The sequence below is a fragment of the Microcoleus sp. T2B6 genome, from assembly GCF_036700475.1.
Taxonomy (GTDB): Bacteria; Cyanobacteriota; Cyanobacteriia; order Cyanobacteriales; family Microcoleaceae; genus Microcoleus.
In genome coordinates, this window is record NZ_JAUBOZ010000018.1 from 53,941 (window position 1) to 78,146 (window position 24,206).

The window sequence follows — 24,206 nt, forward strand, 5'->3', positions numbered from 1 at the left end:
GATAATTGCCAGAATCAATTTAAACTAAACCATTTTCTTCTACATCTGCCGATTCTTGATACTTTTAAAAGTTAAATATTGTTAAGACGAATTGGAGCGATCGGCGAGATTCATTTGGCGATCGCGCCCAGGTAATTTTGAAATATTCGGTATGGCGATCGAGTGTGGGAAACTACAATTCATCACATCAAATGAATAATTACATATTACTTTGGAGTTTGGGGCAACAATTGATTTAGTGCGCCACACAAGTATCCCTTCACCGTGTCCTTACTTGCACCCACCCCACTCGGAAGGGTAAAGATCATTTCAACATTTAATAGATTGCCGTCCATTGAGGCAAATACATCAATTGGCAAAGCACGCTGAAATGCTGTGGCGGGATTTTCGGCTTTCATTACACCTAAGTTCATATCCGTGCTGAGAGTCTTGATGCCCTCGCGCGCCAAAATTGGTCGTAATTGGGAAAATGCTCTCTCTATCGATAACCCCTCAACCTGAACACGTGCAGAAAAGGCAGCACCATTCAAAAAGTCCCCCTTTTTTTGAAAGCTTTCCTCGCAGGTTGTGGCAACAGCGGGGGTGGCTAAACACATGAGACCTAGACTCAAGACAAGCGATCGCATATTAACTGATTTATAAGAGTGAAACAATCATCAAGATCATGATGAACCATCATAGGATTGTTTGGCAAGTGATGCAAAGGTCTTTGATGGTTTTTAGTATGAGTTGCAGTCCGGTTAGTAAGCTGCTACGCATCTAAATTGAATACAGAGACGGGCAGGATGCCCGTCCCACAATAATTGTAGAAAAATTTACTGTCAAATTAGATGCACAACAGCTTATTCGATTTTATTCTAGCAAGTATAGAAACTAGAAGAATTAATGGTAAAAACTAAAATCGCGATCGCACCGAATGGAAGGGCGATCGCTCTACTGGTAATTTTAAAGTATTGGGTATTGCGATCGCGACCTAACGACTTGGTTCAGTTGCAGACCGCCCCGCAAGACCCGGAACACACACGTAGAAACAGGGCCGGCTTTCCGCTGCACGCTCATTGTTCGGCTACTGTTGATAACTTCTAGCTCATTTGAGCGAGGTTAATTGATTGTGCCAAAGTGAATAAGTGCTGCGCGTATCGCGATGAACCACACCGCGAGTGTGGCAAATAGGTAAAGGTAGAACCGAAGTATGATGAGATTGAATGTGCAATGGACAGCACTATGCAATGTGCGAAATACAACGAAGACCCACGCGGCGTTCACATACACTGTATCCACCTGCTTTGTGATGAACAGATATAGGACAAGCGCATAGAAAAGTACCGGAATCTCGAACAGGTTTTTTAAGTTATCCGATGGATTGGATACGCTTGGTGGCGAAATTTGTGCCAGTGCGCCCGGTACAGCAAGTTCTTTCGGGGCGAGCTTTCTACTGGTGATAAAACTGATACGGCGGATGTACATATACACCCAGACTAGGAGTGTTAGAAACACTGTGGCCAAGAAGGGAGTGAAGATTGCATCTTGCGTCATTTATACCTCTCAAATTTGATTATTGTGATAGTTGCTGGACGATAAAGTAGACGATATGCGATGTACAAGGCTGGAAGAAACATAGAGTAACGTAAATCCAATTAGAGGATGCAGTATCTCTAGGTGAAGAGGACTTTTGAGATGAATGCTGGAAAATTGTAGTCCAAGCAGGATTGGCAAACTGGCGGCGAGATGTCGTATCCTGCGTGAGAATGGGGCGATAAACGACCATCCCAGTAATACTAATGACAGCCCACTGTACCCTCGCACTAGCCAAACATGAATATTCCACCATGCAGGATTATGGAAGTAGGCAACTCCAACCGTTAATAACTGAGCAATCAAGCAGACATTAAAGATGATTGAAGTCACATAAAAGCTGATGAGTATCCCACGTGTGGGAGTGCGATCGGGCTCGATTTCCAAACAGGTTGTCATGTCAAGTTGCTTTTGAGATTACAAGGATAATATAATTCGAGTATTGCAATGCTTCTAGACCTCGATCGGGTACTCTTTTTCACAATCAAGCAATTTGGTTACAAGCCCCCGGATTCATCCGTGGGGTCAATTCTAAAATCTAAAATCTAAAATCTAAAATCGGTTGACACCATGACGATGGAAAGCCCCTTGCAGCTTTTATTTGAAGCGATCGACCAGGTAAAGGACGAACAAGATTTGCGATCGCAAGTCGTGCCCAAAATCGGTGAGTATTTTGCAGCTAAACGATCGGGAATCTTTTTCTTCGATCAACGGTCGTTGGTAGATAGTAATCTTCAGAAAATACTGAAAGTTGGGCTATCGATCGAACACAATCCTGTTGTGCGTTATTTAGCGGAACGTCATGCTCCTGTCCATGAAGCATTAGTGACATCATCACCCAAGGTTTGGACAATAATTTGTCCCCGCCCCGATCATTGGCACGTGATGGCGGGGCCGATCGTCAGTCGTGGTCAATTAATGGGTGTAGTGGGTTGTACGCGCGATCGCTCAATGCCCGCTTTCGATACAGAAAATCTAGCGGATTTGAGTGCGATCTGTTTGCATTTGTCTGTTTGGGCTGCAACAGTACGCGCGGCGAAGCTATCCCGTAGGGAATCGCAACACCAACCTTTCAAGACCTCACGCCTAACGCCTCGTGAATTGCAAATTGCGGAATTGGTTGCTTTGGGGCGAACCAACGCAGCAATCGGGAGGGAACTTTGGATTACTGAGAATTCAGTGAAGCAAGCTTTGAAGCGAATGTTCCGTAAGCTTGAGGTTTCGTCTCGTGCAGAAATGGTTGCACAGCTTTCGGCGACAAAATATAATTTGCCAAGTGTAAAAATGTCTCCATCCAACTTGATGCAGAACACCCACCAATAAACTTAACGCTAGAAACTCAGATAGCGATCCTCTTCGAGGGCTTCGCTAACGTACTTAATTGAAGAGCGATCGACCAAATGGTAATTTTTAAGTATTCGGTATTGCGATCGGGCGTTGGAAACTACAACTCATCAATCGTCACTAACCCCCCCTCAGTGAACTGAATCACAAGTTCTTGCTCGTCCAGCAAAGCAGTTCCAATCAGAGGCCTTCGCCCTGTAGCAAATACACGAACTTCTCGTTCTTCCCCGTCCCAAAGGATGATTGCTTCGTGAACTGCTACTAGGACTTCACTGTTATCTGCTAAGTTTACAGGCATATCGTACAGGAACGGCAACCCCAGTAAGGTAACTGCCTCCGGTGGCAAACATAGGTAGTCAGTGAAGCCCGTATCTATGACAAACTCGATCGGGAAAGTAGAGCCGCTTGGGAGGAGAAACGTCAACAAGGGCGATCGCGTGCCGATCGGTCACAATACCAGAAATCACTTGTTGACACGCTCCATTACACCACCCAACGAAGCAGCTACATTGTAACCAATACGAATGCCAAAAAGTCGAGCATACGGATGCTTTGCCATCAGACTACGTGCGGCTTTTAGCCCAGTTTTATCAACTTCGTAGTCACCTGTTTCTATATCAATGATGACCATCTTGCCAATATTCTCTTCTATTTCAATTTTTTGGCGGATGGTGCTCTCATACAAATGTTTCGCACGACGCGCGACTTCTTCACGACTCAAAAGGATTGTTTGCATACATTCCCTCTTTTTTATAATTCTTACTCTTGTTATGGATATGATAGCTCACTTACACTGCTACATAACGCTGACCGAGTAGGCACGAATTGCCCCATCTACTGTCGCAATAGTCAGACCATTCTCTAAAGCTTAACAGATAAGCATTCTGTCAAATGGATCGCGATGTAAGCGTGGCAGTTTAGCCAGTTGAGCTACGCTACTTTCATCAAGAGAAAGACTGACAATTTGATGCTGATCGCGCTGCTTGGGTAAATATGTTTCGGGATGCTCCGGCAGAGGTAACTGACCCAACTGGTACTTGACAATTGCTTCCCAGACTGAAACTGCACTCAAATAAACCTCATTATCTGGATCGCGAATTGCATCTCGAACATCTGTTGATAACTGGGCGTCACCACTGATGAACCATAAAAAAATGTGCGTATCTAGCAAAATCTTCATTTACCTTCAAATGCAGTGAGGATATCTTCTGGCAAAGGAGCGTTGAAATCATCTGGAACAGTAAATTCGCCTGCACACAAACCGAATGGTCGTAATTGCTTGCTGCTAGAAATAGGTCTTAGTTCGGCGATCGGCTTATCTGCTTGCAGGATAACAAAAGTTGCACCAGCCTCCACTGGACGCAGATACTTTGAAGGATCGCGCTGAATTTCGTCAACTGTCACGTTCAACATAAAAATTCCTCAGTATAAAGCTCAAAAGCAGTTTCATGGTCTTTTTCAACAACCGCAGTGAACGTTCTGATAAAGTTAAACTAAAGTAGATGAAATAACCATTATAACTGAGATAGCAACCTGTCGTACTCTGCGTGTGAACCAACCCAAAACCAAATCACAGTATCTCCATCCAACTGACCAACGGCTCGATAGTTGTTGCTGATTCTAGCAGAGTAGATTGGTAACTCTGGATGCACTTTTTTGAAACGCAGACTGGGATAATTTGGGTTTTCCTTGAACTGGCGATATGCCTCGCGTGTTTGCTCTTGAACTTGTTTTGGCAGTGCCGCAAAAGATTTACGGAATTCGGCTGTAGTACGGGACTTCACAATGTTTCTGGATCGAGTTCTTGGGTTTTACCTGCGTGATACTCAGCCATTGCGGATGCGGCAAGTTTAGCAAGAACATCGGGAGAACTCGCAAATGCTCGATCCCATCTTAGATCGTCTTGAAGTTCTTCCAAAATCATTGAGGCGATCGCATCTTGCTCACTTGCAGACAAGGTTTTCAACTTAGCGATCGCACGCTCCAGTAACTCAGTCATGGCTAGCACTCTCTTAGAATGAAAATGGCATATTATTTATTATCGCTTATTCTAGCAAGTATAGAAATAAGCACACTTAAGAGTAAAGACTAAAAAAGATAGTGCATCAACCTAACTATTAATTGGGCTGCATAATTATACGACTACCAGCTCCGCAATCTGTTCCTTGGACTTTCCAGAAAACATCATTGCCTTCCCGTCAGCCTCCACCATGAAGTGATGCCCATTGTCAGTAATAAAGTGCCAAGCGAGTATTCTTATGCCACCGTACTCATTCATAGTATCGCCTGCCGTAACGCGCTCAAGCTTATGGCCGGCTGCATCGCACAAGGCTCGTATCAGTTTAATGTATCTCGGCTCAGCAGCACGGGCCTGGGCGAGCCGGGCCTCGCGATCGGAAATACTCAATGCTCGTCGAGTGACTTCCTGTTGGATTCGATCTTCTGCTACAACAATCAGGCCGGGGCGCGCTTTTAACCAGTTAGCATTTAATCGTTCGAGACTCTCCTCTTGTGCGATCGAATAAAAGTCCTCATTTATGCCATTTAGCCTGTCTCTCTCAGCATTTTCGCCGAATAACTCACTCGAAAAGAACGATGCTAACTTTGTCTTTCGTGCTGTAACCAGCGCCTCTGCTTTTGCAAAAAGATCGGTATGTTGTGTCGCGCCGATTTGCCCAAGGCCTTCTTTAACTAGCGCGATGACAGCAGGCTGCCACCTTGTGTTATAGACAAACTGAGCAAAACCGCCATTATTCACCTGCCCGAGGTAGTAATCAACGTAGTAACTGAGGAGTGCGTCGTGAGAAATTTCTGAGAGATTCAGAAGCTCTTCAAATAGTGCATTCACAAAGTCAATATTTGATTGGAGCGTCGCGCGGATATCCTCGCTATTCATGCTTTCCGCTGAGATCACGACCGCATCTTTCGAGCCAAGTATGTCGTCACTCATTTTTCCGTCTCCCTCTTAGGCTAAAACTTTTTATGTTGCCCAACTATTAATTATATTGGAGTTGCAACATCGAATATAGCCTATCATGCTCTTTTAGGCTTTTTGAGGAACGACAATACTGAAAATTACATCAGCGTTCATCTGTGTTTATCTGCTGGAATCTGCGGTTTAAAAATCCCAATCTAATCGATTTACTTCGAGCCGGTATATAGAAAACCCCCAAACCCTTTTAAAAATTAAGTTTGGGGGTTTTCTTCCTCGCATCCAGTTCAAATCATAACTTACTCGGCTCGATCGCCGGAGCACGTAGAGAGACAGTTTTGTCCGTAGCAGCCTTAGCCACAAGCGACGGCACAGAATCGCGCAACTTTGCAGTCAACTGTACAGTAGTCGCATCGTAAACCTGAGTCAACATCTTAGGATACAAACCAATGCCAATAATGGGCACTAACAGAGCCGCAATAATAAACACTTCTCGCGGTTCCGCATCCACCAATTCCTCGTGTTCCGACAATTCCTTATTCTCAGGTCCGTAGAAGATTTCACGCAGCATAGACAGCAGGTAAATCGGAGTCAAAATCACCCCGACAGCAGCTAGAAATACCACACAAACTTTAAACACAGGATTGTAAGCATCGCTGGTTGCAAAACCTACAAACACCATTAATTCTGCTACAAAACCGCTCATTCCCGGCAAAGCCAAGGAAGCCATAGAACAAGCAGTCCACATGGCAAAAACCTTACGCATTTTCTGCCCCACACCGCCCATTTCGTCCAGCATGAGCGTGTGAGTGCGATCGTAAGTGCAGCCCACCATGAAGAACAAACTCGCCCCGATTAAACCGTGGGAAACCATTTGCAGCATGGCACCGCTCATTCCCAAATCGGTAAACGAAGCTATCCCAATCAGCACAAACCCCATGTGCGAAATCGAAGAATAAGCAATTTTTCGCTTCAAATTTCGCTGAGCAAAAGAAGTTAATGCCGCGTAAACAATATTTACCACACCCAAAATTACTAAAATCGGTGCGAAGGTAGCGTGAGCATCCGGGAGCATTCCCGCATTCATCCGCAGTAAAGCATAGCCGCCCATTTTTAGCAGAATTCCTGCTAGCAACATGTGGGCGGGTGCGGTTGCTTCGCCGTGAGCGTCAGGGAGCCAAGTGTGCAGCGGAAAAATTGGCAGTTTGACGCCGTAAGCTATTAAGAAACCTGTGTACAGGAGCAATTCTACATTGGGGGCGTAATCTTTAGCTGCGATCGCCCGCATATCAAAAGTCACCGTATCGCCGTAAAACGCCATCGTCAGCCCGCCAAGCAAAATAAACAGCGAACCGCCTGCGGTGTACAGGATAAACTTAGTTGCTGCGTAGAGGCGCTTCTTACCGCCCCAGATGGACAAAATCAGGTAAATCGGGACTAATTCCAGTTCCCAAACCAGGAAAAACAGCAACATATCCTGCACGGCAAAAACTGCGATTTGGCCGCCGTACATTGTCAGCATCAAAAAGTAAAAAAGCTTCGGTTTAAATGTGACCGGCCAAGCTGCTAAAGTAGCCAGCGTAGTAATAAAACCAGTCAGCAAAATCAGCGGCATCGACAAACCGTCAGCACCCACCGACCAATTCAAATCGAGTTGCTGCACCCAAGTATAGCTTTCTACCAGTTGCAAATCTGGATTGCTGAAGTCGTACTGAGTGTAAAAAGCGTAAACAAGTAGGGCAAAATCGATTAAACCCACAATTAGGGCATACCACCGCACCGTCTTGCCATCCTTATCGGGAATTAAAGGAATCAGCAAGGACGCAGCAATGGGAAACAGAATTGTTGTTGTTAACCAGGGAAAGTTAGCTGTATCCATTGCGTTTTAAAATGATCCATCAGTTATTAGGTTTAAACACATTTTGCCAATTTTGGCGTAAATTTTATACTTTCTTTAGACGGAACATTTTTTTTTGCTATTATTTGGACAAATTATGCGCTCGCAACAGTGAATTTTAATGAAAGATTTATTTCTATTGGCTAATTGTCAATGGTGAGTTATTGAGCTAATACCCCTTATTAAAATATCTTCTGGTGGGAAATGGCATTGCCCAAGGCGTGTCAACTTAAGCCGATCATCTGCAAGTCCGCGAGTCCGCCAGGGGTTGAAACCCCTGGCTAATAGCGAAAGTCCTCTCAAGAGGACTAATAGATATCTCCCAAAAAGCCAGTATTGAACTGGCAAGATGCCTGTTCCACAAGAAGAGGTTTAAGGAGTTCTTCAGTCCTCATAGCGAGGACTTTAGCTTTGAGACAGGGAATTCATTCCCTGTCGGACTGTCGGACTATCGGTTTTACCTGTTTGTTGACACTAATGGACAATGCCGTTTCCCTAAAGATTTAACTAACTCCAGAAACGATCGCAAAACCCAGAACTGCGACAAACACAATCAGGGCATAAAATTGAGCGCGACCGCTCTCAAAGTATTTCAAACCTTCGCCCGTAATCAGCGTGACCAAACCGGTCAGGTTGACGACACCATCGACGACTCGCAAATCCACTTCCATGACTTGTCGCGCTAAACGGCGGCTGCCTTTGACAAAAAGAAAATCGTTGATATCGTCGAGATACCACTTGTTGAGGGAGAACTCGTAAAGCGGTTTGATTTTTTGGGCGATCGCACTTGCGTCAATTTTACGGCTCAAATACATCAGAGAAGCCAAAGTAATGCCCAGCAAAGCAATACCTACCGAGCTTCCGCCCATAATCAAAAATTCCGTCAAATTGAACTCAGCAGCGTGTTCCAAAACTTCTTCGAGAGACTCGCCGGGCGCGCGAACAAACTGCTCGAAATAATTGGCAAACGGCGTACCGAGAAAACCGATAAACACAGAAGGTACTGCCAGCAACACTAACGGCAGAGCCATTGTCAGAGGAGATTCGTGAGGCAAATGGTCGTGCTCATCGTGACTGTCCCCAGTTGATGCCAATTCCTTAACGTTCATCGCTCCGGGGCCAAAAACAAGACCGGGTTGCAGGAGTTGCTGCTTGATGGCGCTGTCATTGCCCCGGAATTCGCCCTCAAAGGTGCTGAAATACATTCGGAACATATAAAACGCGGTCATCCCGGCAGTCAGCCAGCTAACAGCCCACAGAGCGGGATTTGCTGCGAAGGCGCTGGCGAGGATTTCGTCTTTTGACCAAAAACCAGCAAACGGCGGAATTCCGCAGATTGCCAAATTTCCGATTAAAAAGCAACTAGCGGTAATCGGCATATATTTCCGCAAGCCGCCCATAACTCGCATATCTTGAGCGAGTGCGGGGTTGTGGCCTACAACTGCTTCCATCCCGTGAATCACTGAACCTGAACACAGGAACAGCATTGCTTTGAAGTAAGCGTGAGTCATCAAGTGGAAAAGTCCGGCACTGTAAGCGCCGACGCCCATTGCCATCACCATGTAGCCGAGTTGGGAGATGGTGGAGTAGGCTAAGCCTTTTTTGATGTCATTTTGGGTAATCGCGATCGAAGCGCCCATAAATGCCGTAAAACAGCCGGTGCAGGCGATCAAATTCATGACTGCCGGCAGCCCTTCAAACACCGGGTACATCCGAGCGATCAGGAATACGCCGGCGGCTACCATTGTCGCGGCGTGGATTAAGGCCGAAATCGGTGTCGGGCCTTCCATTGCGTCTGGTAGCCAGACGTGGAGGGGGAATTGAGCGGATTTGGCTGCTGGGCCCAAAAATATGAGGACGCCGAAGATTGTCGCCAGAGTCGCCGAAAGAGCACCGGATTCAACTAAGGAGTGCAGGCGTTCGCCCATCACCTCAAATTCAAAGCTGCCGGTGGCCCAGTAAATGCCGAGGATGCCCAGCAGTAGGCCGAAGTCGCCGACGCGGTTGGTGACAAAAGCTTTTTGGCAAGCGTCAGCAGCGGGTTTGCGATCGTACCAAAATCCGACTAGCAGGTACGAACACATACCTACCAGTTCCCAAAAAATGTAAATCTGAACGATGTTCGGGCTGACTACGAGACCCAACATCGACGCGCTGAAGATGCTCAGGTAGGCGTAAAAGCGCACGTACCCATCATCGTGAGCCATGTAGCCGTCGGTGTAAATCATCACCAAAAAGGCGACCGTAGTGACGATCGCCAGCATCACCGCCGTCAGGGGGTCAATGATATAGCCCATATTCAGCGAGAAGTCGCCAGCAGAAGCCCACTGAATACTGCGGGTGTAGGGTGCGTGGCCCTGTAGTTGACTCCACAGCAATGCGAAGGAGAGTACCATTGACCCTCCGAGTGTGGAGACGATTAATATCGCATTCGCTTGTCGGAGTTTGTTGGTTGCCTGGTTAAAGGTGATTAAGCCTAGACCTACTAGCATTGCGCCTGCCAGTGGCAGGACTGGGATCAGCCAAGCGTATTGATAGAGCAGTTCCATGACTGATAGGTAGTTTAAAGTTTCTACTAGATAGTGCCACAATTCTTTACAAATTGTGGCACACGCCTGCGCGACTAGGCCAAAATACTCGATCCAATTCTCTAAGTATTGCTATAGCCGAGTGCCATCGCGAGCAAGACGATCGCACTACTTTTTTCATCGCAAGCGAGACGATCGCAATAAACGCCGAAAATTATTCAGGTGCAAACTAAAACTCTACGACAAATCTCACAGTTCTGTACCTTCAAGACGGGGACATTTATTTTGCTGTGGGATAGTTGATGGAAAAATGGGGAAAGCCTTCTGCTTCCGACATAAAAGCCGAAGACCTTCTCAACAAGAGCCGAATGCCTTGGAACCGTTACCTGTTGGCTACTTCCTGAAGTTGCAGCCGTTGAGATGGGGAAACTACGTGAGCCGCCAGCATCCAGGAATCCAGAGTCCGCCGCAGTTCCTCGCGTCCTTGGTAGTCTTCAAATCTAAATCGAACTTTATCGCCCTCAAACAAAATCAGCGTGGGCAGACTTGTCAGCCGATAAGTGTGAGCCAACTTGAAACATTGATCGGCATTCACCCCTACGAGCTTGACTTTTTCTGCCCACTGTGCCTCAAAACTCTTAAGCGTGGGGTCGATCGCGCGGCACAAACCGCACCAGGGGGCGGAAAAGTGAACTAAAACGGGGGTAGAGGCTTGAAACACCTCTTGTGCAAAAGTGCGTTCGCTAACCGACAACACCATGAGCCCTCAAAATTTAATAATTTTTTTCTATCCTAGGGATCATGCTACCAGTATATGTTCCTAGTTACACGCATTAAAAAAGGATGAATTTCCCACAGCAGGCCCGTAAAAATGACTACACCTAGATAGGAAGGGCGCAGAAACTCAAGCAAATCAAGGGTTTGACGCTTTTGTAGGATTGCCAAAAAAGGCATGATTGAGGTTCGAGATTTGATGGTTTCAAAGGATTCTCCAAAACGAGCCTGAAGCCGCCTGTCGCCGTGCCACACTCCGAACAGGTGGTGAAGTACCAAACCGATGGAAGTGACGAGGGTAAAGCTAGTGCCAATCCACAGGGTGTGGGCCACGCACCAAATCACTTGTCCCACCATTTGCGGGTGACGGGTGATGCGAATGATGCCAGTTTCGTAGAGGTGAACTTGGGGCTTTTGGACGGCGGCAATTTCTAGGAGGTTGAAAGTTGCTGGGTACAGAAACAGAAAGGAAATTGCCGAAAGTATCCAAACTGCGGGTTTAACTCCGGGGACGCCCTGTACTTGCCAAAGCTGTACGCCGTCGTAGCGGTGGTTGAAAAAGTAGACAATCAGAATGACGGCTAGCGGCAAACTGACAAGGGCAAACAAAACCCGGTAAAGTCTCGGCCCGATCAGCTTTTCACCTTTGGGCCGGAGGGCTGCTAAACCGCTGTGGGCGATCGCAAAAACCAGTAATAAGCCCAGAATAACTAAGTGGGAGTCGAGCGCCAAGTCGATCGTCATTGCAAATATTAAGAAAAGTTATTGATTCTCGGCCAAATTGTGTCACAAAGTATCTATGGGAGCATTCAGCGGTTATCAGTCAGTTAACTGTTCACTGTTCGCTGTTGACTGTTCGCTGTTCGCTGTTGACTGTTCGCTGTTGACTGTTCGCTGTTTGCTGTTCGCTGCCTACAGTCAACCGTCAACCGTCAACTGACAACTGACAACTGACAACTGACAATTTAGATATATGTCTGACCTTCCTTTCACTTTAGACCAGTTACGCATTCTCAAGGCGATCGCCTCTGAAGGAAGCTTCAAACGCGCCGCGGACAGCCTCTATGTATCCCAGCCCGCAGTTAGCTTGCAAGTGCAAAACTTAGAGAGACAATTGGACGTGCCGCTGTTTGACCGGGGGGGGCGGCGGGCGCAACTGACCGAAGCCGGACACCTGCTGCTGAGTTACGGCGAGAAAATTTTATCGCTTTGCCAGGAAACTTGTCGAGCTCTGGAAGACTTGCAAAATCTCCAAGGCGGTACTTTGATCGTCGGCGCTTCTCAAACAACGGGAACCTATTTGCTGCCCCGGATGATTGGGATGTTTCGCCAAAAGTACCCGGATGTAGCAGTACAGCTTCACGTTCACTCGACTCGCCGCACGGCGTGGAGTGTGGCCAACGGGCAAATCGATTTGGCAATTGTTGGCGGAGAAATTCCTACCGAACTTGTAGAAGCTTTAGAAATTGTTCCTTACGCTGAGGACGAACTGGCTCTGATTCTCCCTCCATCTCACCCGATGGTACAACAAGAAACTATCCAAAAAGAAGACCTTTACAAATTGCAGTTTATTTCCCTCGATTCGCAGTCTACGATCCGCAAAGTAATCGATCAGGTACTGACTCGCTGTGGCATAGACACGCGCCGCTTGAAAATAGAGATGGAACTAAATTCGATCGAAGCCATTAAAAATGCCGTTCAGTCGGGGCTGGGAGCTGCTTTTGTCTCGGTTTCGGCGATCGAAAAAGAGTTGCTTATGGGCGTCTTGCACAAATCTCAAATGGACGAAGTTTTGGTAACTCGCATTTTGTCGCTGATTTACAACCCCAACCGCTACCGTTCTAAAGCAGCAGAGGCTTTCAGCAATGAAATTTTGCCCCAGTTTGCTACTTATTCGACCATCCTGGAGAAGAAAGAACCCCCGGCGCTCGATTTGGGATTCATAGAAATAGGAACCCCCAACTCGGCGGGAAGTTAATCTCTTAGGTCGCTGGCAGTTAGCAGTTCGCGGTTAGTTGAGAAATCGAAATCTGATTTAACAATCACTTTTTCTTCCCTCTTCCCTCTTCCTTTTTCCCTCTTCCTTCTTCCCTCTTCCTTCTTCTTACCAAACAAAAATGGAAGTTTACTGCACCCGACCGGGCTGCCCGCGCCCTCAAAACTATTTTCCCGACCTCGATGACAGTTCGCGGCTGAAAACCGTGCAGCAAAAGTTTTGCACCGCTTGCGGGATGCCCATGATTTTGAGCGGGCGCTATTTACCCGTAAGGTTGTTGGGTCAAGGCGGTTTTGGGGCGGCATTTTTGGCCAGAGACCGCTATACTCCCGCGATGCGGCAGTGCGTTGCTAAACTTTTGCAGCCGTCGGTAAGTCTGACTCCGCCCCAGCTAAAAATCGCTCAAACTCTGTTTGAACGGGAAGCGGCGGTGCTGGAAGAACTGGGAAACGAACATTCCCAAATTCCGAGTTTGCTGGCTTTTTTTGAGCTGACTGTTACGAGTTTGCAGCCGGGAAAAAACGATCAGTTTTTCTATCTGGTTCAAGAATTTATTGACGGTGAAAATTTGGAGGATGAACTAGCTGTTAAAGGCAGGTTTTCGGAGGCGGAAACGGTGGAGGTGCTGCGGGAAATTTTGAAGGTTCTCGATTTTGTGCACTCTCGCGGTTCGATTCACCGGGATATTAAACCTGCTAATATTATGCGGGGTAAAAACGGTCGGCTTTATTTATTAGATTTTGGGGCTGTTAAACAAGTAACACAAAGTGTTGGGAGTGCAAAAGCTTCGACTGGTATTTATTCTTTGGGTTACGCGCCGCCAGAACAGATGAGCGGGCAAGAAGTTTATCCGGCAACGGATTTGTATGCTTTGGCTGTGACTTGTATTACTTTGCTGAGCGGTTTGCAGCCGACGGAGCTTTTTGATAGTTACAGAAATGAGTGGAATTGGCAGTCGCGCGTGCAGGTAAGTTCGCGTTTGGCTCACGTTCTCGATCGAATGTTATTATCAGCTCCCAGCCAGCGTTTTCAATCTGCGAGTGAGGTGGAAGCGGCTCTGATGTCTGGGCCTCAACAACCTTCTCAACCACCTACAGTCGTGGTGGCGCCGCCTCCGATACCTATTCAACCGACTCTGCCACCTCCTGTACGGGTTCCTGCAACACCTCCCGGAGGGCTGCAACCTTCGCAGAGATCGACTTTTTCGATTTGGGAGGTTTTGTCGGGGGCGGCGTTTACGGGTTTTGAGGCGGGGGTGCTGGCGATCGCCCTGACGAGTTTGCTGCCGTCTCCTGGCTTGAGTATCGGATTGTTGGGGATGATTGTGGCGGGTTTGATTTACGGGCAGTACCGCAGGGCGATCGAACAAACTGAGATGTTGATTATTGGCGCAGGTACTGTGGCTTTGCTGTGGTTTTTCCCGGTTTTACAGACGGCGGCACCTGCGATTTTTCCGAATTCTCCGATCACTGGCGTGTTGTTTGTGGGATGGTTGGGTGCTTTGGGTGCGATCGCTGGCACTGCTATTTTTCGCTTGATTTATAAGCTGCTTTCAAACATTTTTTAACTTGCACCACTGTCAGCAACAGGCTTTTCGGCCTGTTCCACAAAGAGTGAATTTATTGTGGGATGGGCATCCTGCCCGTCCATAAAAAGCTTAATAAATCAATTGTTTTTCCCGGTTTTACAGACGGCGGCACTTGCGATTTATCCCAATTCTCCGATTACTGGCGTCAGCAACAGGCTTTTCGGCCTGTTCCACAAAGAGTGAATTTATTGTGGGATGGGCATCCTGCCCGCAACAGGCTTTTCGGCCTGTTCCACAAAGAGTGAATTTATTGTGGGATGGGCATCCTGCCCGTCCATAAAAAGGTTAATAAATCAATGGAAAATCAGAAGTTGATTAACCCGAATTGGGTCATTGCTTGGGGCCCAGAAGCCCGATCGCACCCTGCAACTTGGGAAACTTCCGGTTTTGCCATAATCGGAACTCAACCCACCTTCAGCCCCAATCGGCGATTTGTGCTGGTAGGTGACTGCAGCTTCGATCGCACCCCAATGCTCAAACAACAGATTGACACAGATGGATTGACCGATTTGGCGATCGTCGGGCGGCTATGGGAACAGTACGGTACTAAAACACTGAGCTTGCTGTCAGGACAATTTGCCCTTGCTGTGTGGGATAGAGACGAGCAAACCTTGTGTCTGGGGCGCGATCGCGTTGGAGCCAAAACCCTCTATTACACCCGTGCAGGAACGACTCGCTGGATCGCGCCTCGACTGCGATCGCTCAATCCGTATCACGATCGAGAACTTGATTTAGTTGCTTTGCGCGACTACTTGTGCTGTGCGTTTGTACCCGGAGCACAAACGCTGTGGGAAGCGGTGCGAGAGTTGCGGCCCGGTAGCTACCTGTACTTACCGGATATTGAGGCGCAGAGATACTGGCAGCCACAGGAGCAAATTACTAACGCCGATCGCCCTTTGGAATGGCATAGTCAACAAGTGCGATCGCTTTTGGAACAACTGGTGCAGGAAGCGCTACCAGCGGGAGAACCAGTCGCAGCATATCTTTCGGGTGGTATTGATTCAAGTTGCGTCGCCGCGATCGCCACAAGGCTGCACGATCGTCCGGTGCACACTTTTTCGATGCACTTTGGCGCCCAATATCCCAGCGAGATTGAATTTGCCAACATCGTTGCGGCACATTGTGGCACTGAGCACCACGTTTTGGAAGTTTCGCCGCAGCAAATTTGGGAGTTGCTGCCGGAAACGCTGGCGGCGATGGATGATCCGGTGGGGGAAGGCTTGACAGTGCCAAATTTGCTGCTGGGGCGATCGGCAAAGCAATTCGCAGACGTGGTACTCAATGGCGAAGGCGGCGATCCGTGCTTTGGCGGGCCGAAAAATAAGCCGATGTTACTCAACAGTTTGTATGGTTCGATTCAGGGTAAACCAGATCCGATCGCAGCTTTCTTGACTTCGTTTCAAAAATGCTATGTGGATTTGCCACGTTTGCTGAAGCCGGAGGTTTGGGAAAAGGTGAAGAATGCGCCTTCCGTCTTTGCTGAGGAATTGCAACAGACAGAAACGACGTTTTTGAATCGGCTGATGCGGCTCAACATTGAGTTTAAAGGAGCCGATTACATTTTGACCAAGGTGAATAATCTCACGGCTGCGGCGGGACTAAAAGCTCGATCGCCTTTGTTTGATGCGCGGATGGTGGCACTGAGTTTGCAAATCCCTCCAGAATATAAGCTTTCGGGCGCGCAGGAAAAAGCGGTTCTCAAGGCTGCTGTGGCGGATTTGCTGCCCGATGTTATTGTCAACCGTCCGAAAAGTGGCATGGTGATGTCGATGCAGCAGTGGTTTTTGAGGGATTGGCAGCGGCAAGCGCGATCGTTGTTGCTGAATCGTCATGCGGCGATCGCGCCTTACCTCGATCGAACACTAATCCGCGAGTGGCTAAACTATCGTGGCGAAGTTTTTCCCCGCTATGGGTTGAAGCTGTGGCTGCTGGTGACGCTGGAAATTTGGTTACAATTGAATCGCCGTTAGGATGGCGAATTAAATAACTTACAATTAAAATTGTTATTGTGGGATGGGCGTCCCGCCCGTCCCAAAAAGACGGGCGGGACGCCCATCCCACTTTCAAGAGTGGAAGTTATTTATACCAATTTTAAAAAAGAATACTGTTGCATTCTTTTTTAAAATTGGTATAAAATCTAAAATCTAAAATCTAAAATCTAAAATCGAATGACCCCCAAATTTGTCGATCGACAGTGGCATTTTCCCTATGCGGTTTTCGCTCTTGTTTATAGAACCGAATTAAACCGCAGAGGGCGCAGAGGATACAGAGAAACGGAAGAGACAGATGAATCATTCCGATGCCAACGGATTTGATAGACAGTGTATTTCATAAACCTGGAATACGCTGTATATCAAATCCTCGCATCATTTGTAAATTTCTTGCTCCCTCCCCTTGGGTTCGGGGAGGGTTGGGGTGGGGTAAAAAATTTACGGCTCCTGCAAGGATTGCTATAGCTTTCCTGGGATGATTATGGGATGTTTGGTTTCACCCTTTTTAAATTCGCCAACAGTCTCTTGAAATCGCGCGCAATTCTTCAAGCCGCAATTTTAACCATCCGCATTTTTAATCCCCAATTTCCAGCACTATTTTACCGGTTACTGAGCCTGTTTCTAACAGTTCGTGAGCGGCTTGCGCTTCTTCGAGAGGGAAAGTTTTGCTGACGTGAATTTTTAGCAAGTTGCGATCGCACAAACGAGCACACTTCTGCAAAATCTGAGCCTGCTGTTCCTGTTCCTCCACCAATCCTTCTAGCATTGGTGTTAACATTAATTCCAGACTAATTCGCAGATTCCGCATTCTCGCTGTTTTCAAATTGCCCAAAGCCGGATCGGGTTCCAAAATTGTTACCAAATCTCCATAAATTTTCACAGTCGGAATAGTTTGGTAAAAAGTTTCTCCCCCGACTGTATCGAAAGCCAAATCAACTCCTTGTCCTTGAGTCCAAGTCAAAACCTCATCGACAACATTGGTATTTTTGTATAAAATAACTGAATCTGCACCTAGGTGCTTGACAAAATTGGCTTTTTCCTCAAAACTAACAGTCGTGCAAACCTCTGCACCCTGCAACTTCGCCAACTGTACCGCGACGTGGCCGACACCGCCGGCACCAGCTTGAACCAGGACTTTTTGACCGGCTTGCAAGCGCCCTCGATCGTACAGCGATTCCCAAGCTGTAATTAAAACTAACGGTGCCGCCGCCGCCTCAGCAAAACTTAAAGCAGCAGGCTTGAGGGCGAGAAAACGTTCGTCTACAACGGCAAACTCGGCATAAGTACCGATCGACCCGCCCAAACCGCCATTGCAGAAAAAAACCTCGTCTCCCACTTGGAAACTTTGCACACCAGCACCGACAGCCTCTACGACTCCGGCACCGTCGCACCCCAAAACGTGAGGAGTTTTCTCGGGGTAAAAAGTGCCGCGCGATCGCAACTTAGTATCTATCGGATTGATACCCGCCGCTCGCAACCGCACCAAAACATCTGTTTCTGTTTGTATAGTAGGGGCGGGGATATCTTGCACTTTCAATACGGACGGGCTTCCGGGGGTTTCAAAAACGATCGCTTTCATCATGGGTGTTACACTAGATCAGATAATCCCTAGACTTTATTGTATATTGCTTAGCAAAGCAACAAAAAAGTTTTCGTTTATCCCCAAAATTATGAGGGTTGTTGAAAGGCATTACATAGATCGGCAGCATCAGTTTTATAAACAGTTTGATGACTTATCGTTTCTGTCCCGAAATCTATCGGCTCATGGTAAATATTATATGAGGAAACACTTTTTTACTTCTGGCTCTAAAGTTGGTGATACCAGAATTATCAGACTGTTATCTGCCATCTTAAAACCTACCGACGACTCTAAATCATTATCGGCTAAAATTAGCAAGCAAATTCTCAAACAACTTGTTCACAATTGGGAGGATTGCCCAAAGTCAAGAATAGCTTATGACCGAGATACACCTCGATTTTTATTCCTCCGCAGCATCCCCCAATACAAACATAAAATCTGGCGACGTAACTTGTTAAGTCAGGATAACCAATCGATAGAAAAAAGGGGAGGGGACAAAAATAATGGACTACTTCATTTATCTCAAAGTGACATAATAATTTCTACAAAATCCCAAAAGATACTCAAGGCAAGGAGAGAGCTTGAAACAGCGCTCTACTTTGTTGAGGCTGTCCATCAAAAGCTTGTAACGTTGGTGGATTTAAATTCTCACCTCATAGCAGGTAGAGATTTAGAAATCGATCACCTCGTTGCTTTGGCATCTAATAAGCCAACATTTATTCCAACTATCTATGATAAAAAACATCTCAAATCAATCCATCAAAGTTTCAATCAGCGCCGAGCATTTTTACTGTCAAAACTTGACCCGGCAAAATATACCACGCGCCAAATCCAGCCAATCACCTTTAATCGAAACAAGCGATTAGAAAACTACCTTCATCAAACCAGCAGTTTGATTGTCAAGCGGTTGGTGGATGAGAAAATAATTCAGTTAATTATTGGCACGAATGTGAGGGGTAAACAAAATATCAAATTAGACAAAAAAAAGGATCAGATTTTTGTAGTAATTACTCATATCCCTATCCTAAAATTTATTACTTACAAAGCTGAGTTAGTCGGTATCAAGGTAATAGTTACACAAGCATCTTATACAAATAAGTGCAGATTTTTGGATTTAGAGCGGCTCGGTAAGCAAGAGTCTTACCAGGGTAAGAGAGGTAAACGTGGGTGGTTTCGGTCTTTGAATGAAAGTCGGATTAATGCTGATGTGAATGCAGCGTTAAATATGATTATAAAAGTAAAGGTCAACTCACCCTTAGAGGAGTGCCACAACCCTAGAGATGTGTTTGCAGTTTCACCTGTACGGGTTGCTCCTGTACAAAAAGAACCACAAAAAGTTCGGTAAGGTCAAGTATTGCCCGTTTTTTGTGAACTGTTAACTCTCTTGTCGCATTCACGGCGAGCTGAGCTTGTATTCGTTACCCATCCGTGACGATACTTAGTTATTTTTAAATAGATTGGCTTCAGATAACTACAATAATTGTCGAGCGGTGCTAATCGATGTTCGATCTAGATTTATTTTTTTACTTTGAGATTCTTGCATATCTTCTGGGATTATCGGCGACTTTAGCCGTGGTGTCCGCGATTTATCTCAAGTGGCAGCGAAGGCCTTCTAGTCTACCGCTAGCCCAAGAGCAACGGCAGTTGGCAGAATTAAAGCCAGATGATTTATCTGCCGGATTGAAAATTCGGAAAAACTTTGTGATTTTTCCCAACTCAAATCGGTTGCCGGCAACTGACAGCTTCTTGGGTAAAGTTTTAGGTATGGGCCCCGCTGTATTCTTTGCCAAGCAACAGCGCCTAAGTGTCAATTCTTCGCCTATTGTGGGGCCTGGAACCAGCAAAACCCTAAGTCTGAGCATTTCGGGTTCGATGGGGGAAAATCCCGATCGCCCGAATGCCGAGAATCCTCCCAAAGTTACTACTTTCGCCCAATTAGAGGAAGATTTGCTGGGCGAAATCCTAGCAGGTACTGATTCGCCGGGGGGAGCAGAATTCTTTGATGCCTTAGTTTGCCACTTAGCCTCAGCACTCGGAGTTCGCACAGCCGTCGCTGCCAAATCGATTAAGTCGAAGGCTCGCACCGATGCTGGTGCTGATAGATTGCAACTTATCAGTTTTTGGAGCGACGGACAGCAGCAGCCAAACTTTGAGTGGGACACCGCCAATACTCCCGAAGCGCGGGTGCTGGAGGAGGGAATGTATTCCTGTCCAGACAACCTCTGCGAAACCTTTCCAGAAGACCGCAGACCGGTAGTTACAGGTGCGCGCAGTTTCCTGGGAGTCTTGCTGAAAAACTCTTACGGCGAACCTTTAGGCATTATTTGTATTTTCCACGATCGACCCCTGGTGGAAGCACATCTTGCCAAATTCCGATTAATTCTCAATATCTTTGCCGGACGGGCAGCCGCCGAATTAGAGCGGCAGCGCCTAGAAGCCGCACTGTCTACTGTAGAAGCGAAATACTGCGCCCTGGTAGAACAAATGCCCGCTGTCACCTACATTTCTCCCCTCAACCGCAAGGCTGCCAAACTTTACATCAGCCCGCAAATCGAGACTTTTCTAGGTTATTCTGTAGCTGAATGGAGAGCCGATCCCGACCTGTGGCTGAAACTCGTTCACCCAGAAGACCGTGACCGCGTGTTAGTGGAAAACGCCACACAGAAATTCAGCGATGGAGAAGATATCTTCTGCGAGGGGTCGCTGGTTTCAGAATACCGCGCGATCGCCCGCAACGGCCGAGTCGTCTGGTTCCGCGATCAAGCGACCGCAGTTCGCGATGAAGCAAGCAAGTCTGTCATCCTTCAAGGCGCAATGTTTGATATCACAGAGACTAAAGTAGCTGCCAGCGCGCTGCTAGAAAGTGAATACCGCTATTACACCTTGGCAAAAATACTGCCTGTCGGGATTTTCCGCGCCGACGCTGCTGGAGATTGCTTGTACGTCAATGAGCGATTTTTGGAGATGGCGGGACTGACTGCGCCAAAGGCACTAGGCGAAGGTTGGGCCCAAAGTTTGCATCCCGAAGACCGGGAGCGTGTTTTGAGCCAGTGGTATCGCGCTGTCACAGACAAGTTGCCCTGTAAGTTAGAGTACCGCTTTTGCAACGGTGACTTCACAACCTGGGTATTTTGGCAAGCAGTGCCAGAAATTACCCAAGGCGGGGAAGTTCTAGGCTATCTCGGCACGTTGACCGATATCACCGATCGCAAGCAGGCAGAATTCGCGCTGCAACAGGCGGAAGAGAAATACCGCAGCATCTTTGAAAATGCGATCGAAGGCATTTTCCAGACAACGCCCGACGGACGCTACCTCAGCGCTAACCCTGCTTTGGCGAGAATTTACGGCTACGAGTCGGCCGCGGAATTGATCGCGAATATCCAAGACATAGACCGCCAACTTTACCTCGATCCCATCCGCCGCGTCGAGTTTTTGCGCGCGATCGAAAAACAGGGTTTTGTGTCTGAGTTCGAGTCCCAAGTTTACCGCGCTGACGGCACTACTATCTGGGTTTCCGAGAACGGCCGCGCAGTTCGCGATCCTGACGGAAATTTACTTTACTACGAAGGCACTGTCGAAGATATTACCCTCCGCAAAATAGCAGAAGATAAGTTAGTACACGATGCTTTGCACGATATGCTAACCGGTTTGCCCAACCGATCTTTATTTATGGATCGCTTGGGACACGCGATCGATCTTTCAAAACGCCGCCCCGAGATTTTGTTTGCGGTGCTGTTTATCGATCTCGATCGCTTTAAGGTTGTTAACGACAGTTTGGGGCATTTAGTGGGCGATCGCTTGCTGATCGCGATCGCGCAGCGCCTGGGAATCTGTTTGCGCGCTGGAGATACCGTTGCCCGTCTCGGCGGCGACGAATTCGCTATTTTGCTGGAAAATATCAAAAGCACCGAGGATGCGATCCAGATTGCCGAACGAGTGCAAGCGGAACTGGCAGAGCCTTTTTACCTTAACGAATATCAAGTTTTTACCAGTGCTAGCATTGGGATTGTTTGTTCTGGTTTTCCTCCGTATCAAAGGGAAACCAGCAAACTGTCGAGTCCCGAAAATCTCGGAAATATCGATCGGGAAAGTTCTTTGTCTTGCTTATCTTCTGACTCTCCTGTTCCCAATGCCCCGTTGTCCATATTGTACGATCGGCCTGAAGAACTGCTCCGAGATGCAGATGCTGCCATGTATCATGCTAAGGGATTGGGCAAAGCTCGCCACGAAGTTTTTGACTTAAGTATGCACACTCGCGCCGTCGCCCTTTTGCAACTGGAAAACGACCTGCGACGCGCTTTAGACTCCCAGGAATTTCAGCTTTACTATCAGCCCATCGTCTCTCTAGTTACTGGTAGAATCAGCGGTTTTGAAGCGCTGATACGGTGGTATCACCCGCAGCGGGGTGTCGTATCTCCTGGCGAGTTTATTTTAGTAGCTGAAGAAACTAGATTGATTATACCTATGGGCTGGTGGATGATGCGATCGGCTTGTCATCAGATCCACGAGTGGCATCAAAAATTCCCAGCAAATCCGCCGTTGACTGTCAGCGTCAACCTTTCTAACCAACAATTTAAACAACCGGATTTAATCGATCGCATTCGTGAAATTTTACAAGAAACTCAGCTTGACCCCCGCACTTTAAAGGTAGAAATTACTGAAGGCGTCATCATGGAGAATGCCGAATCAGCAGTCGCTATCCTCGCGGAATTAAAAAATTTAGAAATTCAATTATATATTGACGATTTCGGCACTGGCTATTCTTCTTTGAGCCGCCTGCACACTTTTCCAACTGATGCTTTAAAAATCGATCGAGCTTTTGTCAGTCGCATGACTGAAGATGAAGGCAACGAAGCGATTGTACAGACTATTTTAATTTTAGCCAGTCATTTAGGCATGGATGTAATTGCTGAAGGCATCGAAACCATCGAACAGCTTAATTTACTCCGAGCGCTGCAATGCGAATACGGACAAGGATACTTTTTCTCAAAGCCGATAGACAGCATTGCAGCCACACTTTTGATAGAAAGTCAACCCAAATGGTAATGAGTCAGGAGTCATTAGTCATTAGTCATTAGTCATCAGTCATTGGTAATTGATAATTGGCAATAAGAAGTCGAAAGTTAAAAGTTAAAACATTCTTTCTGACTAATGACTAACAGGGCTGTTTCATTCGACCTAGGGGCCGTGCTACCCCTACTCCCCGTGCCGGCCCTCTTGGTCTGATCAGCCGATCGAATCGTCTAGGTCGGGGGTAGGCACGGGGGCACTACCCCTACAAAATTCATGTTTTTGGTGAGAATGAAACAGCCCTGATGACTAATGACTAATGACTAATGACTAATGACTCCTGACTCCTGACTTAAACTTTCGCTTCCAAAGACTTGAGAAACTCAGTATTTACCCCCGACTCCCGCGTCAGGGCAATTTTCCCAGTACGAGCAATTTCCTTAATCCCAAATCTATTCAGAACCTGGACGATCGCCACCATTTTACCGGGATCTCCGACAACTTCCAATGTCAGCGTATCATCACCAATATCCACCACTCGCGCTCTAAAAATTTGAGCTAACTCAATTATCTCCGATCGCGTTCCGCTAACAGCATTAACTTTCAGCAACATCAACTCCCGTTCCACACAGGGAATTTCCGTTATATCCTGAACTTTAAGCACGTTAATCAACTTGTACAGTTGCTTTGTCAACTGCTCGATAATCTGGTCATCTCCGGGTACAACCATCGTAATCCGAGACACTCCCCCTTGTTCCGCCGGGCCAACGGCCAGACTTTCAATATTAAAACCCCGACGGGCAAACAAACCAGCAATTCGAGTGAGGACACCCGCTTCATCTTCAACTAAAACCGAAAGAGTGTGTTTCATTTATCCAAAAAGACGCATTTCGTGCAATTCTACTTTCGCCAATTCGCCTTTTAGCAGAAGTGCACGCCCATTGAACCTGCATTAGACATTTTATCGCGAGTTATTGGCCGTTCATCTGCGG

At 47.0% G+C, this 24,206-nt stretch carries 24 protein-coding genes; 8 read left to right on the forward strand and 16 right to left on the reverse strand.

What is annotated here, in order from left to right; translation table 11 throughout:
* Window positions 1-206: 206 nt before the first annotated feature.
* Entirely contained in the window at window positions 207-530 is a 324-nt protein-coding gene (locus QUA00_RS10780) for a hypothetical protein (protein ID WP_333305651.1), read from the reverse strand.
* 355 nt (window positions 531-885) lie between these two features.
* Here QUA00_RS10780 and QUA00_RS10785 point away from each other — a divergent pair, with 355 nt between their 5' ends.
* Entirely contained in the window at window positions 886-1,086 is a 201-nt protein-coding gene (locus QUA00_RS10785) for a hypothetical protein (RefSeq protein WP_333409590.1), read from the forward strand.
* A gap of 15 nt (window positions 1,087-1,101) precedes the next feature.
* Here the strand turns inward: QUA00_RS10785 and QUA00_RS10790 are convergent, their stop codons facing one another.
* Entirely contained in the window at window positions 1,102-1,536 is a 435-nt protein-coding gene (locus QUA00_RS10790) for an MAPEG family protein (protein ID WP_333409591.1), read from the reverse strand.
* Between the two features lie 9 nt (window positions 1,537-1,545).
* A complete protein-coding gene (locus QUA00_RS10795; RefSeq protein ID WP_333409592.1) occupies window positions 1,546-1,974 on the reverse strand; it encodes a DUF6220 domain-containing protein in 429 nt (142 codons plus the stop codon).
* 171 nt (window positions 1,975-2,145) lie between these two features.
* On the opposite strand from QUA00_RS10795, the gene QUA00_RS10800 reads away from it, so the two are divergent.
* A complete protein-coding gene (locus tag QUA00_RS10800; protein ID WP_333409593.1) occupies window positions 2,146-2,898 on the forward strand; it encodes a LuxR C-terminal-related transcriptional regulator in 753 nt (250 codons plus the stop codon).
* Between the two features lie 121 nt (window positions 2,899-3,019).
* On the opposite strand, the gene QUA00_RS10805 is transcribed toward QUA00_RS10800, so the two are convergent.
* The 11 genes from QUA00_RS10805 to QUA00_RS10855 all read right to left on the reverse strand — a co-directional run bounded on the left by QUA00_RS10805 (window position 3,020) and on the right by QUA00_RS10855 (window position 11,794).
* Window positions 3,020-3,343, reverse strand: coding sequence for a clan AA aspartic protease (locus tag QUA00_RS10805; RefSeq protein ID WP_223300761.1), 324 nt, complete (start codon window positions 3,341-3,343; stop codon window positions 3,020-3,022).
* Window positions 3,344-3,382: 39 nt separating this feature from the next.
* Window positions 3,383-3,655 carry a hypothetical protein gene (locus QUA00_RS10810; protein ID WP_333128278.1) on the reverse strand — a complete coding sequence of 91 codons (273 nt, stop codon included), beginning with the start codon at window positions 3,653-3,655 and terminating at the stop codon, window positions 3,383-3,385.
* Between the two features lie 132 nt (window positions 3,656-3,787).
* On the reverse strand, window positions 3,788-4,099 hold the full coding sequence (locus QUA00_RS10815; protein ID WP_333409594.1) for a type II toxin-antitoxin system VapC family toxin: 312 nt from the start codon (window positions 4,097-4,099) through the stop codon (window positions 3,788-3,790).
* The gene (locus QUA00_RS10820; RefSeq protein WP_333409595.1) at window positions 4,096-4,332 is read right to left on the reverse strand and encodes a type II toxin-antitoxin system Phd/YefM family antitoxin; all 237 of its coding nucleotides are present in this window, start codon (window positions 4,330-4,332) and stop codon (window positions 4,096-4,098) included. Before QUA00_RS10820 ends, QUA00_RS10815 begins: the two co-directional genes overlap by 4 nt.
* A gap of 101 nt (window positions 4,333-4,433) precedes the next feature.
* A complete protein-coding gene (locus QUA00_RS10825; protein WP_333409596.1) occupies window positions 4,434-4,703 on the reverse strand; it encodes a ParE family toxin-like protein in 270 nt (89 codons plus the stop codon).
* On the reverse strand, window positions 4,700-4,918 hold the full coding sequence (locus QUA00_RS10830; RefSeq protein WP_194067340.1) for a hypothetical protein: 219 nt from the start codon (window positions 4,916-4,918) through the stop codon (window positions 4,700-4,702). Before QUA00_RS10830 ends, QUA00_RS10825 begins: the two co-directional genes overlap by 4 nt.
* Window positions 4,919-5,053: 135 nt before the next feature.
* Window positions 5,054-5,869, reverse strand: coding sequence for a DMP19 family protein (locus QUA00_RS10835; RefSeq protein ID WP_333409597.1), 816 nt, complete (start codon window positions 5,867-5,869; stop codon window positions 5,054-5,056).
* A gap of 274 nt (window positions 5,870-6,143) precedes the next feature.
* Window positions 6,144-7,730, reverse strand: a complete 1,587-nt coding sequence (ndhD1, locus tag QUA00_RS10840) for a photosynthetic/respiratory NAD(P)H-quinone oxidoreductase subunit D1 (RefSeq protein ID WP_333409598.1) — start codon at window positions 7,728-7,730, stop codon at window positions 6,144-6,146.
* A 521-nt stretch (window positions 7,731-8,251) separates the two neighbouring features.
* A complete protein-coding gene (locus QUA00_RS10845; RefSeq protein ID WP_333138842.1) occupies window positions 8,252-10,297 on the reverse strand; it encodes an NAD(P)H-quinone oxidoreductase subunit 5 in 2,046 nt (681 codons plus the stop codon).
* A gap of 361 nt (window positions 10,298-10,658) precedes the next feature.
* Window positions 10,659-11,036 (reverse strand): thioredoxin family protein, encoded by a 378-nt coding sequence (locus QUA00_RS10850; protein ID WP_333409599.1) that lies wholly within the window; start codon window positions 11,034-11,036, stop codon window positions 10,659-10,661.
* A gap of 44 nt (window positions 11,037-11,080) precedes the next feature.
* A complete protein-coding gene (locus QUA00_RS10855; RefSeq protein WP_333205681.1) occupies window positions 11,081-11,794 on the reverse strand; it encodes an NnrU family protein in 714 nt (237 codons plus the stop codon).
* A 229-nt stretch (window positions 11,795-12,023) separates the two neighbouring features.
* Between QUA00_RS10855 and QUA00_RS10860 the strand changes: the two genes are divergently transcribed.
* The 4 genes from QUA00_RS10860 to QUA00_RS10875 all read left to right on the forward strand — a co-directional run bounded on the left by QUA00_RS10860 (window position 12,024) and on the right by QUA00_RS10875 (window position 16,949).
* On the forward strand, window positions 12,024-13,028 hold the full coding sequence (locus QUA00_RS10860) for a LysR family transcriptional regulator (protein WP_333054398.1): 1,005 nt from the start codon (window positions 12,024-12,026) through the stop codon (window positions 13,026-13,028).
* A gap of 139 nt (window positions 13,029-13,167) precedes the next feature.
* On the forward strand, window positions 13,168-14,613 hold the full coding sequence (locus tag QUA00_RS10865) for a serine/threonine-protein kinase (protein ID WP_333409600.1): 1,446 nt from the start codon (window positions 13,168-13,170) through the stop codon (window positions 14,611-14,613).
* A 317-nt stretch (window positions 14,614-14,930) separates the two neighbouring features.
* Entirely contained in the window at window positions 14,931-16,604 is a 1,674-nt protein-coding gene (locus QUA00_RS10870) for an asparagine synthase-related protein (protein ID WP_333409601.1), read from the forward strand.
* 198 nt (window positions 16,605-16,802) lie between these two features.
* The gene (locus tag QUA00_RS10875; protein ID WP_333409602.1) at window positions 16,803-16,949 is read left to right on the forward strand and encodes a hypothetical protein; all 147 of its coding nucleotides are present in this window, start codon (window positions 16,803-16,805) and stop codon (window positions 16,947-16,949) included.
* A 250-nt stretch (window positions 16,950-17,199) separates the two neighbouring features.
* Here QUA00_RS10875 and QUA00_RS10880 read toward each other — a convergent pair whose 3' ends face one another.
* Window positions 17,200-18,204, reverse strand: a complete 1,005-nt coding sequence (locus tag QUA00_RS10880; RefSeq protein WP_333409621.1) for a zinc-dependent alcohol dehydrogenase family protein — start codon at window positions 18,202-18,204, stop codon at window positions 17,200-17,202.
* A 91-nt stretch (window positions 18,205-18,295) separates the two neighbouring features.
* On the opposite strand from QUA00_RS10880, the gene QUA00_RS10885 reads away from it, so the two are divergent.
* Together QUA00_RS10885 and QUA00_RS10890 are read left to right on the forward strand one after the other, a co-directional pair.
* Window positions 18,296-19,549 carry a transposase gene (locus QUA00_RS10885; RefSeq protein ID WP_333409603.1) on the forward strand — a complete coding sequence of 418 codons (1,254 nt, stop codon included), beginning with the start codon at window positions 18,296-18,298 and terminating at the stop codon, window positions 19,547-19,549.
* 155 nt (window positions 19,550-19,704) lie between these two features.
* Window positions 19,705-23,250 carry an EAL domain-containing protein gene (locus QUA00_RS10890; protein ID WP_333409604.1) on the forward strand — a complete coding sequence of 1,182 codons (3,546 nt, stop codon included), beginning with the start codon at window positions 19,705-19,707 and terminating at the stop codon, window positions 23,248-23,250.
* A 316-nt stretch (window positions 23,251-23,566) separates the two neighbouring features.
* Here QUA00_RS10890 and ilvN read toward each other — a convergent pair whose 3' ends face one another.
* Window positions 23,567-24,085: an acetolactate synthase small subunit gene (gene ilvN, locus QUA00_RS10895; RefSeq protein ID WP_333138820.1), complete on the reverse strand. Its 519-nt coding sequence runs from the start codon at window positions 24,083-24,085 to the stop codon at window positions 23,567-23,569.
* Window positions 24,086-24,206 lie beyond the last annotated feature (121 nt).

Excerpts from the sequence above, each read along its gene's own strand:
- QUA00_RS10785 (WP_333409590.1), top strand. The coding sequence starts at position 886 with ATGGTAAAAACTAAAATCGCGATCGCACCGAATGGAAGGGCGATCGCT.
- QUA00_RS10790 (WP_333409591.1), bottom strand. The coding sequence starts at position 1,536 with ATGACGCAAGATGCAATCTTCACTCCCTTCTTGGCCACAGTGTTTCTA.
- QUA00_RS10795 (WP_333409592.1), bottom strand. The coding sequence starts at position 1,974 with ATGACAACCTGTTTGGAAATCGAGCCCGATCGCACTCCCACACGTGGG.
- QUA00_RS10800 (WP_333409593.1), top strand. The coding sequence starts at position 2,146 with ATGACGATGGAAAGCCCCTTGCAGCTTTTATTTGAAGCGATCGACCAG.
- QUA00_RS10810 (WP_333128278.1), bottom strand. The coding sequence starts at position 3,655 with ATGCAAACAATCCTTTTGAGTCGTGAAGAAGTCGCGCGTCGTGCGAAA.
- QUA00_RS10815 (WP_333409594.1), bottom strand. The coding sequence starts at position 4,099 with ATGAAGATTTTGCTAGATACGCACATTTTTTTATGGTTCATCAGTGGT.
- QUA00_RS10820 (WP_333409595.1), bottom strand. The coding sequence starts at position 4,332 with ATGTTGAACGTGACAGTTGACGAAATTCAGCGCGATCCTTCAAAGTAT.
- QUA00_RS10830 (WP_194067340.1), bottom strand. The coding sequence starts at position 4,918 with ATGACTGAGTTACTGGAGCGTGCGATCGCTAAGTTGAAAACCTTGTCT.
- QUA00_RS10835 (WP_333409597.1), bottom strand. The coding sequence starts at position 5,869 with ATGAGTGACGACATACTTGGCTCGAAAGATGCGGTCGTGATCTCAGCG.
- ndhD1 (WP_333409598.1), bottom strand. The coding sequence starts at position 7,730 with ATGGATACAGCTAACTTTCCCTGGTTAACAACAACAATTCTGTTTCCC.
- QUA00_RS10845 (WP_333138842.1), bottom strand. The coding sequence starts at position 10,297 with ATGGAACTGCTCTATCAATACGCTTGGCTGATCCCAGTCCTGCCACTG.
- QUA00_RS10850 (WP_333409599.1), bottom strand. The coding sequence starts at position 11,036 with ATGGTGTTGTCGGTTAGCGAACGCACTTTTGCACAAGAGGTGTTTCAA.
- QUA00_RS10855 (WP_333205681.1), bottom strand. The coding sequence starts at position 11,794 with ATGACGATCGACTTGGCGCTCGACTCCCACTTAGTTATTCTGGGCTTA.
- QUA00_RS10860 (WP_333054398.1), top strand. The coding sequence starts at position 12,024 with ATGTCTGACCTTCCTTTCACTTTAGACCAGTTACGCATTCTCAAGGCG.
- QUA00_RS10865 (WP_333409600.1), top strand. The coding sequence starts at position 13,168 with ATGGAAGTTTACTGCACCCGACCGGGCTGCCCGCGCCCTCAAAACTAT.
- QUA00_RS10870 (WP_333409601.1), top strand. The coding sequence starts at position 14,931 with ATGGAAAATCAGAAGTTGATTAACCCGAATTGGGTCATTGCTTGGGGC.
- QUA00_RS10875 (WP_333409602.1), top strand. The coding sequence starts at position 16,803 with ATGACCCCCAAATTTGTCGATCGACAGTGGCATTTTCCCTATGCGGTT.
- QUA00_RS10880 (WP_333409621.1), bottom strand. The coding sequence starts at position 18,204 with ATGAAAGCGATCGTTTTTGAAACCCCCGGAAGCCCGTCCGTATTGAAA.
- QUA00_RS10885 (WP_333409603.1), top strand. The coding sequence starts at position 18,296 with ATGAGGGTTGTTGAAAGGCATTACATAGATCGGCAGCATCAGTTTTAT.
- QUA00_RS10890 (WP_333409604.1), top strand. The coding sequence starts at position 19,705 with ATGTTCGATCTAGATTTATTTTTTTACTTTGAGATTCTTGCATATCTT.
- ilvN (WP_333138820.1), bottom strand. The coding sequence starts at position 24,085 with ATGAAACACACTCTTTCGGTTTTAGTTGAAGATGAAGCGGGTGTCCTC.